The 10,946-nt window shown below is 42.0% G+C and carries 7 protein-coding genes; 1 reads left to right on the top strand and 6 read right to left on the bottom strand.

Going from position 1 to position 10,946, the window contains the following annotated elements:
• Window positions 1–23 precede the first annotated feature (23 nt).
• The 3 genes from WCM76_13430 to WCM76_13420 all read right to left on the bottom strand — a co-directional run bounded on the left by WCM76_13430 (window position 24) and on the right by WCM76_13420 (window position 3,573).
• Entirely contained in the window at window positions 24–1,631 is a 1,608-nt protein-coding gene (locus tag WCM76_13430) for a hypothetical protein (GenBank protein MEI6766629.1), read from the bottom strand.
• A 225-nt stretch (window positions 1,632–1,856) separates the two neighbouring features.
• Window positions 1,857–2,801, bottom strand: coding sequence for a carbamate kinase (gene arcC / locus WCM76_13425; protein ID MEI6766628.1), 945 nt, complete (start codon window positions 2,799–2,801; stop codon window positions 1,857–1,859).
• A 133-nt stretch (window positions 2,802–2,934) separates the two neighbouring features.
• Entirely contained in the window at window positions 2,935–3,573 is a 639-nt protein-coding gene (locus WCM76_13420) for a hypothetical protein (protein ID MEI6766627.1), read from the bottom strand.
• A 143-nt stretch (window positions 3,574–3,716) separates the two neighbouring features.
• Here WCM76_13420 and WCM76_13415 point away from each other — a divergent pair, with 143 nt between their 5' ends.
• A complete protein-coding gene (locus tag WCM76_13415; GenBank protein MEI6766626.1) occupies window positions 3,717–4,703 on the top strand; it encodes a deoxyhypusine synthase family protein in 987 nt (328 codons plus the stop codon).
• Window positions 4,704–4,754: 51 nt separating this feature from the next.
• Here the strand turns inward: WCM76_13415 and WCM76_13410 are convergent, their stop codons facing one another.
• From WCM76_13410 to WCM76_13400, 3 genes are all read right to left on the bottom strand, one after another.
• Window positions 4,755–5,927: a glycosyltransferase gene (locus WCM76_13410; GenBank protein ID MEI6766625.1), complete on the bottom strand. Its 1,173-nt coding sequence runs from the start codon at window positions 5,925–5,927 to the stop codon at window positions 4,755–4,757.
• 146 nt (window positions 5,928–6,073) lie between these two features.
• The gene (locus WCM76_13405; GenBank protein ID MEI6766624.1) at window positions 6,074–6,565 is read right to left on the bottom strand and encodes a helix-turn-helix transcriptional regulator; all 492 of its coding nucleotides are present in this window, start codon (window positions 6,563–6,565) and stop codon (window positions 6,074–6,076) included.
• Between the two features lie 1,354 nt (window positions 6,566–7,919).
• Window positions 7,920–10,874, bottom strand: a complete 2,955-nt coding sequence (locus WCM76_13400; protein MEI6766623.1) for a glycoside hydrolase family 3 N-terminal domain-containing protein — start codon at window positions 10,872–10,874, stop codon at window positions 7,920–7,922.
• Window positions 10,875–10,946: the final 72 nt, after the last annotated feature.

The following is a 10,946-nucleotide window of genomic DNA, read 5'->3' as shown; positions in this document are numbered from 1 at the left end:
CCGGGCTTATGCTTCGGCTTCTTTCAAACTTTTACCGGACAACAGTGATTTGAAATGGTTCTTTTTTTGATTTTGGATTCAATACCATATAGTCTGGCACCGGCAGATGCCGAAAAAGTGTGTATTTCGTTGCTATCACAATAGGATATTGAATTGCAGGAAATCCCATATACCCCCCCGCCGGAGGAATGGCTGAAATCATGTATTAAATTATTTTTTATTACAGCAGTATCGAAGGTTTCAGTTAAAATCCCATAAACATCTGCATACAGCGTCGTAGTGGTTGCAGATGTCAGGTTCGTTATAGAATTGTAACGAATATCGACGTTTGCAGTCCCTTTATAATATATAGCATAAATATACCCTTTGTTGTTCTTCGTGATATTTGAAATTGTATTATGATAACAATGAACATTCCCAGCTTGGGTATTATTGTAAATTACACCGATGAATGAGCCCTCAACTCCATTCTGAGAAATACCAGATATCGTATTAGAATCAATTTGAACATTACAAGTACACTCATTTCTTATAGCATAGAAATTGGATGTAGTGGCAGCAGGATTGGAACCTGTGATGACATTATTTGAAACAATAACCAAACCCAGTGTACCCGTCCCTGATATAACATAAATTCCTGCATCAATGATTGTAGATGATGCACTATGCAAATTGAGATTATTATGAGAAATTAAAACAGAAGGCTCCGCATAAGAAACGCTGTAAATACCGAGTATTCCAGCTTGATTATTCACACCGCTTCCATTATTATTATTAATAGTATTGTATGAAATATTACTTCCAAATTGATAGGTCATTGATATCGCGCCACAAGTACTGAGTGTGGTATTCGTCCCGCCGAAATTCAGGATGCTGTTTCCAGTGGTTGCGGAAGTACCACCGACATCATTTCCGGTGTCGCCCAGCGTAAATGGAGTCTGAGCATTATAACCTGAAATCATAACACCATAATGGCAATTCTGCAGCGTATTACTGTAAATCTTGTTATATGAATTAGTGCCAGCAGCAGAGGAAGGTGTTGAAAGAGCATTCTGCGCAGTAAAGAGGCTATTCACAATGTATATAGCCCTTGAACCCGTAGACGCAAATACCGAGGAAACCGCACTGTTGTTTCTGTTAAGAGTAATGACGCAATTTATAATAGTATTATGTTGACATCCGTTATTGGCGTTGAGCTGAAATAAACCGTACCCATACTCCATCGTCGAAGGATTAGAAGTATTCGGGTCATAGAGATCGATACCGTTGAAGGTCACATAATCGCAACCTACCAGTTGAATAATTCCATCCTGTATTGCTGAAGACGGTGTTGCAGTACCACCTCCGTATGCAGTAATTTTTGGATTGTTCCCAGCACCATTCTTCTGAAAAATAATAGGATTCGAAGAAGTTCCTGAAACAATTAGTGACAGTGTTGCCGAAATCGTTTCTATATGACCTGCCGCTACATTAAAGGTAACACCGCCTGTTCCCACCCCACTCCCATTCAAAGCAGCAATGGCTGCGCTTATAGTAGCATAATCACCCGGTATTGTTTTCGTACCGCTAATCTGTGCAAATACTACACTATTCAGTGTAATCAATAATGCGATAATCAGATTTTTTTTCATTTGGTATGTATTAGAAGGTAAATTTGAAAATTAACAAATTTCAATCTTCGCACATACGGAAGTAAGGGCTGGAAGGTCTATTGAATCCTACTTTAGAGACTATTGAACATTCACCGTATCTCCGGTATCTTTCTATCAACCAAATCACAGCACATTACAATCCCCATCTACAGACAGCAAATATATAAAATCCGTGATAATAAAAATAAAAAGTTAATTTTTTTATTATCCTGCAATAATCTTGGTGCCGCAGCCGGGTTTGCCCAGTTGTGAAGCTTCGGTAATGATGGTTTCGCCGCCGCCGTTCTCAACAAAATTAATGGCTGCCAGTACCTTCGGTGCCATACTGCCCGGAGCAAAATGACCATCGGCAAGGTATTGACGTGCTTCTGATACGGTAATTACGTCGAGTGTTTTCTCGTCGGGTTTGTGGAAGTTGATGCACACTTTGGGAACATCAGTAAGGATATAAAATTCATTGGCATGAATTTCTGTTGCCAGCAATGCCGATGCAAGATCTTTGTCAATTACGGCATCAATGCCTTCGAGCACGCCCGGTTTCTTGTAATATACGGGAATACCACCACCACCAACGGCCACCACAATCTGTCCGCCGCGTGCAATACTTTCGATGGTGTTACGATTATTGATTTTAAGAGGTGTGGGTGATGCCACTACTTTACGGTAGCCGCGTCCGCGCGGATCCATAGCAAATGAAGCGCCTGTTTCGGCAATAATTTTGTCAGATTCTTCTTTTGAATAGAAGGGTCCGATAGGTTTGGTAGGATTCTTAAAAGCGGGATCTTCTTTGTCGACCAGCACCTGAGTGATTAATGTAATAACATCGCGCTCAATGTTGTGCTCGGTCAGCAGGTTTTTGAACTGCTGTTCGATAACGTAACCGATAAAACCCTGTGAGTACGCACCGCAGATATCAAGCGGCATTTCGGGAACATCGTGCATTTTAGCGCCTGCGATGTTCTGAAGTAAGATATTGCCTACCTGCGGACCGTTACCGTGTGTTACCACGAGGTCGTAACCGTTCTTAACAAGTTCCAGAAGGTTCATGCAGGTATCCTTTGCATTCTGTTCCTGTTCGTTGATGGTACCTTTTTGATCGCCTCTGAGCAGGGCATTTCCGCCAAAAGCAACAACTGCTAATTTTCTCATAATTGGTTTTGTCTGTTATGTTTATTTTACTAAATCTCTATGGTTAAAAGCATCTTATCCGTACCCTGAGCTTGTCGAAGGGTACATTAAACAGGGCGCAAAACTAAAAAGAAAATTTCAGAAAATGGCGTTATCAGTCAAAAAACCAGTATAAATATTGTGGTGTCAGCCAGATAAACGCATAATTCAGCAGGTAAATAATAACCATCATTACTTCCGTTTTGCCTGCGACACGCTTTGTATAGGATATCAATAGATGTACAATAATCAGCAGTGGAATAATGAACACCAGAAACAGATAAAAAAGGACAACCACCAGCGGCCAGACAAACCTGAACGTATTGTTGGGAAACAAATCTTTAGGGTCAAATGCCGATGAGCTTCCTCCGTTGCCGAATACCTGCATCAGCCCGTTGGCATAGAATGGAAACAATCTCCAGCCGATGTTGAAAATGAGCAGGCTCAGCACCAGCATCAACAGTCGTTGCCCCACGCTGCATTCTTTTCTGAACAGTGAAACTACAGACAGGGCAATTGAAACCAGCGCAAATGTCATCCCAAGGCTTATGCATATTATGCGAAAGATATAATGAGGGTCGTCGGAAACGCTGCCTGCCATCACCCCGTTTCCACTTTCCATCATGACCGTATATGGCTGGAAACGTCCTGCAAAAGGAATCCCCACTGCCAGCAGAACGGCAATAAAATATTGAATTTTCAGGATGCGCGGAGTATTCACCACTATAGCTTTGGATACAAATATATCAAGCAAACGGCACAATAGCAAATCTTTGTCGGCATAAAGACAGTATTATACCATTATTTAAATAGAAATTATTTGGAAGCGTCCGTCTAAAATTAGTAATATTGCACTTTTAATTATTAAACGAGAATAACTTATTAATTATCCTGAAAATGAACACGAAAGAGCAATTTGTCGCCATCAAAAAGTTCGTTGATGACAACTTCCTGCATTTTAATGCGGGTGTAGTAAAAAGGGCTGCACAAGCCTACGTCAAACACCTTGATGAAGGCAATAAAATGTTCCTGGCTATGGCCGGAGCCATGAGTACTGCCGAATTGGGCATAACACTGGCGGAGATGATCAGGCAGGACAAAATACATGCAATTTCATGTACCGGAGCCAACCTCGAAGAAGATTTATTTAATCTGGTTGCCCACAATCATTATGAAAATGTTCCCAACTACAGGCATCTTACGGCACAGGACGAAGAAGACCTGCTGAAACGTCAGCTCAACCGCGTTACCGACGTGTGCATTCCCGAAGAGGAAGCCATGATACGCATTGAAGCACATGTTTTCGATTTGTGGCAGAAAGCCGAAGCCGAAGGCAAACGCTATTTTCCATACGAAATCATGTATCAGCTCATCCGCAGCGGAATCATTGAAAAGTATTATCAGATAGACCCCAGAAACTCCTGGATGCTCGCAGCCTGCGAAAAGAACATTCCCATTTTTGTTCCGGGATGGGAAGACAGCACCCTTGGCAATGTATTTTTGGCCAAGCACCTCAAAGGCATGATTAAAGATCCCGGTATCTTCCGCAATGGTATTGAAGCCATGGGTGTACTGCTCGACTGGTACCGTAAAAATACAGCCGAGAACTCGGTTGGTTTCTTCCAGATTGGCGGCGGAATTGCAGGTGACTATCCTATCTGCGTGGTTCCCATCATCACACAAGACCTGAAAGAAAAAGCCAAAGTGTGGAGTTACTTCTGCCAGATCAGCGACAGCACAACATCATACGGTTCATACAGCGGCGCAGTTCCCAATGAAAAAATCACCTGGGGAAAGCTCAACAAAGACACGCCCAATTTCATCATAGAAAGTGATGCAACTATTGTAGCACCGCTTATCTTTGGATATATTCTCGGGCAGTAAGTTTAAGGAAAGCCCGCATACAGGGCTGAGCAAAATTATTACAACGCCTTATCAGATGTGCTTCGTGCCACTGATGAGGCGTTCGAGTTTTGAGGTCTGCGTATCCCAGTTATAGTTTTGCAGTACAAAATCGTGCCCGCTCCGGGCTATCTCTGCCGCTTTCTCAGGATGATTGAGCAGATAAATAATATGCTGCGCGTATTCTTCGGGTGCAGAGCCTACCAGAATATCCTTTCCGTCAACAGCCGCTAATGCCTTGTTGGCAAGCGGCGAGGTAATACACGGAATCTGCATGGCCATCGCTTCAAGCAATTTGTTTTGCAAACCGGTACCGATTTGCATGGGTGCGATAAAGATATGTGCGGAGGCGTAGCATTCGCGTATATCTTCCACCCATCCGCTAATGGCTACATGCTCAGAGGCAAGTGCCTTCACGGCAGCCGACGGGTTCGCTCCGGCAATCATCAGCTTCACACCGGGATTAATGCGGTGTACTTCAGGGAGCACATTATTTACCAGATATTCCACGCTATTCACATTGGGCGGATACGACATATTGCCGGTAAACAGCAGCTCATATTTTTTTTCATGCTCCATCGGACTGAACAGTTCTTCATCAACACCGTTGGAAACAATCACTATTTTATCTTTATCGGGATGACAGATGGCCGAACGGTCGGGCTCGGAGATGATAATAAGATTATCGAATATATCAAACATTTTTGCTTCGTAAGCAGCCACCCGTTTCGACTCCATACCCAGAAAGGGCCGGATATAAAAAGGCATGGAATCTTTCATGCGCCCTGCCCCGACCGAGAACACATCCTGAAAGTCGAGTGTTGTGGGAATACTGAGCTTTTCGGCATAGCGGGCAGTACGTATCAACTGGCAAAACACATGGTCGGGTTGAACCGTATGCATAATCTCCTCAATCTTCTTTTGCATCCTGCACCTATAGAAATATCCTGCCTGCAGCGGTCGTCCCGTCAGGAAGGCTTTCAGTAAATTAAAATAGATACCGGCCTTGCCAAGCTGAATGATATGAATGCTTTTGCAGAAAGGACGGAGGTTTGCTTCGGCTTCGGGGTGAAGCGCTACGTCGTTCAGACAGCAAAGATGTATTTCGTGGAAACGGGAAAGATACTTCAGATGATGGTATGCACGCAGCTTATCTCCTTTCTCAAGGGGATACGGAACTCTCGGTAAAACAACCAGCAGACGCATGCGTGATTTTTTTGTAAAAATAGAAAAATGCAGCCACTATATTGCAATAATTTCATTTGAGGCAGGAAGACAGAAGTAAAGAGCCACAGCCTGAAACATTTCTTTCAAAAAAAAGAATGACCGACCACCGGGTCGGTCGCTGTTTTTTATCCCTGACGGTATTCGCTGAAGGTTCCGTTTTTGAAAAAGATAACAATCCGCTCAATTTCTTTATCTGCAACTGAGCTGTCAATCTTCACCGGAATCTTTTCACTTTTGGGAAGCGGCTTTGCAGGTTCCTCCTTTTTAGTCGGTTCAATAACTTCTTTTTCAACAACTTGTATTTGTACCGGTTCGGGTGGAACGGAAACAGAAAGAGGGCTAATCTCCGGTTCTAGTTTCTTAACTTCCACTTTTTTAGCAGGTTCTGTTGAAAACAGGTCCGGCTTAATCATTATTCCGGCGCCATGAATGAGCCATTCCGGATTGATATCCGGATATACATTTAATATACGGGTAATAAAATCGAGGCTTGGTTGATTGCGTCCGGAAAGAATATGCGAGATACCCGAACGCTGAACTCCGATCTTGTCGGCGAACTGTGAAGCGCTCATATTTTTAACTTTCAATATGAGTTGAATCCTTTCAAGCATTTCCATGGCGTTTACTTTTGTTGATAAATTGTTGACAAAGTTAAATCAATTAATAATACCATTTGTAAACAATATCAAATTACTTTTGTAACATCAGTAAATTTCAGTTAACTTAAAGCAATTTTAATTGAATATTTAATTATTATATTACCTTTCAGAATGTTACATAAATTACTTCATTTGTTGAATGATGTACACAACAATTAATTAACTTATTGAAGTACAACATTAAATAACACTCATTATCACCTGATTAGCAAATTTATAGTTTTGTATATTGCACTCTAATTTACATTTTTAACAGACTATCCGATTGTTTACAATTGTATTCACAATTGTAACAAATATACTGGTATTGACAATTGTAGCGTAATTATTTAATCGGTTGTTTTTTAATCTAATGTATTTTTGTTAGATATAAATGGACACATTTGTAGCATACTTCATTTTTGCGTTTTCATACGAGAAATATCTTGCATAAATCAAGTATTTCTTTCCCTTTTCGGATGAGAAATATGGGCCCGAGAAGGTGAAATTATTCCATAACAAACAACAATATATATTTCAAGACTGAATGCCCCCTGCCCTATTCCGGAGTCAGAACCGCTAACCAAAAACATCTCCTTGCGGTACAATTTTGAATCGGGTACGAACCAAAATTTCATCATACATCGAGATTAAATCATATCTATTTGCATAATATCTTAGTCGGGGATTCATAAAAAATGGAATGAGAAAAATTCAATAAGACAAATTTTCCGATGCAAAAAAATGACCGTTCACCTTTGGCCGAAAAAAAAGCATGTTCGTCTTCGGCAAAAAAATGATGGGTTCTATTAATCAAAATTCAGAAAGCAAAACTGAAAATCGGTCAAAGGCATTTTTCGAATGTCACCATTATAATTTCTAAGCCGGAGTTCCTCCCGTGTCCTTATCCCCTGTTTTGAGCAAAAATGGCTGAGATATTTCCGCACTGCGGTAAATGAAATCAGAAATATGGCAGGGAAAAGAGGTTAAACATAGCAGCAGAAACACGCTTAGGCTTCTGTCGAAGGGCTTTTCATGAAACAGTACATCGGGGGGTGATTTGGTATAAAAAGACCGTAAACGAAAGGATTTTGTTTAAAAAACGAAATTGTGCAACGATAAATAGAAATCGGCGGAAGCTGATGCCCCGCCGATTCGTTTACATAAATATTCTTGTTTGAAACGCCCCTTTATTCCAAAACAGGTTTGGCTTTCGATGTTCGCTTGTAATCTCCTTCAAAGCTTACATTGAGTCCTGCTCCGCATTCGCAGTTACCTTTCTGGCAGCTGACTTCAAATACACCCTTTTTCAGGTAGAAAGAGCGGTTGTGGATTATTTTTTTCGTTTCAGCACGGCATCATAGATACGTGCCTGCATCATAGAACGTATGCCTGATTCCACCAGTTTATTATTGGCCGAATACGGATACGTTCTGTTAGAGAGGAATACAAATATCAGGTCATATTTTGGGTCAACCCACACAAAGGTTCCGGTAAATCCGGAATGCCCGAAACTCGCGTCGGATGCATCTTTGCATGTTGCGCCTTTATCGCGTTCGGGAGCAGGCTTATCAAAGCCTAGCCCACGGCGGTTTCCGCTGAACTGGTATTTGGTAAACTCATTTATGGTAGATGCTTTGAAGTAGCGTTTGCCGCCGTATTCGCCTTCCTGCAAAAGCATTTGAAGCAAAATAGCCAGATCATTTGAATTGGAAAAAAGGCCTGCATGTCCACCAATTCCACCAAGCATTGCAGCACCCTGATCGTTCACATCGCCTATCAAATCCTGCTTTCTGAAAAAGGTATCTTTTTCGGACGGAATAATGCGTCCCAGGTCAAAATAATTGCGTGGCTGATAGCACAGCGTAACCAGTCCAAGAGGCTTGTAGAAGTTATCGCGAACGTAATGGTCGATAGTCATGTTGGTTTGCTTCTCGATAATTTTCTTCAGAAGATAAAATCCCAGGTCGCTGTAGAGATAGTTATCATGAGTGCGCAATTCCGATTTTATGATGGCAGAATAAATTGTATCCTGATAATCGCCACGGATATAAAGACCTTCGGCAACACGATACGGAAAGCGTGCCGACTTCACTTTGCTGTAAATATTGGTATCGCACACACCGGCAGTAATTGTTTTTTTATAGAACGGAATCCACGCCTTTAGCTGTGCCTGATGCGCCATCAGGTTACGGATAATGATATTTTCTTTATTCGTGCTATCCAGCTCCGGCAGGTATTTCACGAGTTTATCATCAAGTTTAATCAACCCCTGTTCGTACAGGCGCATGATGGAAATGGTCGTGGCAGCAACTTTAGTCAGTGATGCAAGATCGTAGATGTCGCTGTTGAGTACGGCATTCTTTTTATCGTATGTATGATATCCGAACGACTTATGATAAACCACATTTCCTCCGACGGCCACGAGTACCTGACAGCCCGGAAAAATCTCATCCTTGATTCCTTTTTTGGCAATGGAATCAAGCGGATCAAAATCCTGAGAGCGTATGCCTTCGTCTTCAGGAATTGAATATTTGAGCCTGATTTTTTTTGTATCGAAACCGGCATTTACATTAAACATATTGCCGACGCTCACCGGCAGTCGACCATCGACCGGAATGCCGCCAAAAATGGCTTCAGCACCTGCCTGCTGGCAGTAGTCATTATCCTGATAATTTATGTACAGGCCAGCAATTCCTTTGGTATCGCCTAATCCTGCCAGTGAATAAGGACTTGCAAAAACATCAAGCACTATAGGTTTAATGGCTTTGACTGATTTCACAAGGTCGAGCATGGCGGGAGATATCCCGAAATTCTTTTCAGGGCTGTTGGTATTGCTGTGCAATGCCACTATTACAAGGTCGAAGGCGGCAAGTTTTTCCAGGATATTATCTTTCTCTGATGAAGAGAATTCGGCATCCAGATTGAAATGTGTCACCGGAGCGTAATTATCAATAATCTCCTGAAAGTGCGTGCCTGTTTTATGACCGACACACAAGGTTGCAATCTTTAATGAATCGAGATTCCGAAGAGGCATCAGGCTGTCGGCATTCACAATTAATGTTGTGGCAGCTTCGTACAGGCGGCGGTTGATAAGGTCTGACGTTGAGTTATTGATATCTGAAAAAATGTTTTTGGCATCAATTTTTTTCTTCGAAGCCAGACCGAATTTATATTTGAATTCAAGAATTTTTTTGCAGCGTTTATCAATTTCTGCCTGACTAATGGTTCCAGCAGCAATGGCTTTTTTTATTCCGTCGATAGCAGCAGGAACATCGGGCGGCATCAGCAAAATATCGATTCCTGCCTGCGCAGCTTTTACGGCCATATCGCCGGGAGTATAATAATCGGCAAGTCCTTTCATTCCCATGGCATCAGTAAAAACAAGTCCTGAAAATTCCATCTTGCCTTTCAATAAATCAGTGACCGCAGGCTTTGACAGGGTTGTCGGTGTATTCGCATTCGTGTCTAAAGCGGGTATATTCAGGTGAGCCACCATGACCGATGCCAGTCCGTTTCTGATTAATTCGCGGAATGGATACAAATCAACAGAATCGAGCATTGCCAGGCTATGGCTGATGGTGGGTAATGTTTTATGTGAATCTTTATCGGTATCGCCGTGACCGGGAAAATGTTTGCCGCACGCCATCAGACCGTTGTCCTGCATTCCTTTCATATAAGCAATACCTTTCAGTGCAACGTTGCGTTTATCTTCGCCAAAGGAGCGATAACCAATCACAGGATTTTTGGGATTTGAGTTGATGTCAATATCGGGTGCGAAATTGATGTTGATTCCGATTCGTTTGAATTCGGATGCAATCTCAGCGCCCATTTCATAAATCAGATTATCATTTTTTATTGCGCCCAGAGTCATTTGTTTCGGAAAAGAAACGGTGCTGTCTTTGAGTCTCATGCCCAATCCCCATTCGCCGTCAATAGCAACGAATAGCGGTGTTTTGGCAATCTTCTGCCAATAGTTTGTCATAGCGGCTTCGCGCACCGGTCCGCCCTGAAAAAAGATGATTCCGCCCACATTATAATCAGTAATAAATTTGGTAACATCGGCATTTTCGGCAAGTGTTTTATTTGAATAAGCCGGTATCATTATCATCTGTGCGATACGTTGTGTGGGTGTAAGCGTTTTGAAGACAGAATCGACCCAGGCGGTTTGCCTGTCGGGTGGGTTTTTTGGCATTGTTGCGGGTAAATTGTGATTACCGGCATCGCTGATAAAAATAAAGGTAAGCAGCAATGCTGCTATGAATGATAGAAATACAGGGCGTTTCATCAATTAAATGTTTATTTCGGGTTAAGAACGGAAATTACTCATAAAATAATATGTGTCTTGCTGTCTTTCTTC

The organism is Bacteroidota bacterium (assembly GCA_037133915.1).
Classification (GTDB): Bacteria; Bacteroidota; Bacteroidia; order Bacteroidales; family CAIWKO01; genus JBAXND01.
The sequence above is the reverse complement of the archived record's forward strand: the minus strand, read 5'-3'. Positions and strand labels throughout refer to the sequence as shown.

Excerpts from the sequence above, each read along its gene's own strand:
- WCM76_13430 (MEI6766629.1), bottom strand. The coding sequence starts at position 1,631 with ATGAAAAAAAATCTGATTATCGCATTATTGATTACACTGAATAGTGTA.
- arcC (MEI6766628.1), bottom strand. The coding sequence starts at position 2,801 with ATGAGAAAATTAGCAGTTGTTGCTTTTGGCGGAAATGCCCTGCTCAGA.
- WCM76_13415 (MEI6766626.1), top strand. The coding sequence starts at position 3,717 with ATGAACACGAAAGAGCAATTTGTCGCCATCAAAAAGTTCGTTGATGAC.
- WCM76_13410 (MEI6766625.1), bottom strand. The coding sequence starts at position 5,927 with ATGCGTCTGCTGGTTGTTTTACCGAGAGTTCCGTATCCCCTTGAGAAA.
- WCM76_13405 (MEI6766624.1), bottom strand. The coding sequence starts at position 6,565 with ATGGAAATGCTTGAAAGGATTCAACTCATATTGAAAGTTAAAAATATG.
- WCM76_13400 (MEI6766623.1), bottom strand. The coding sequence starts at position 10,874 with ATGAAACGCCCTGTATTTCTATCATTCATAGCAGCATTGCTGCTTACC.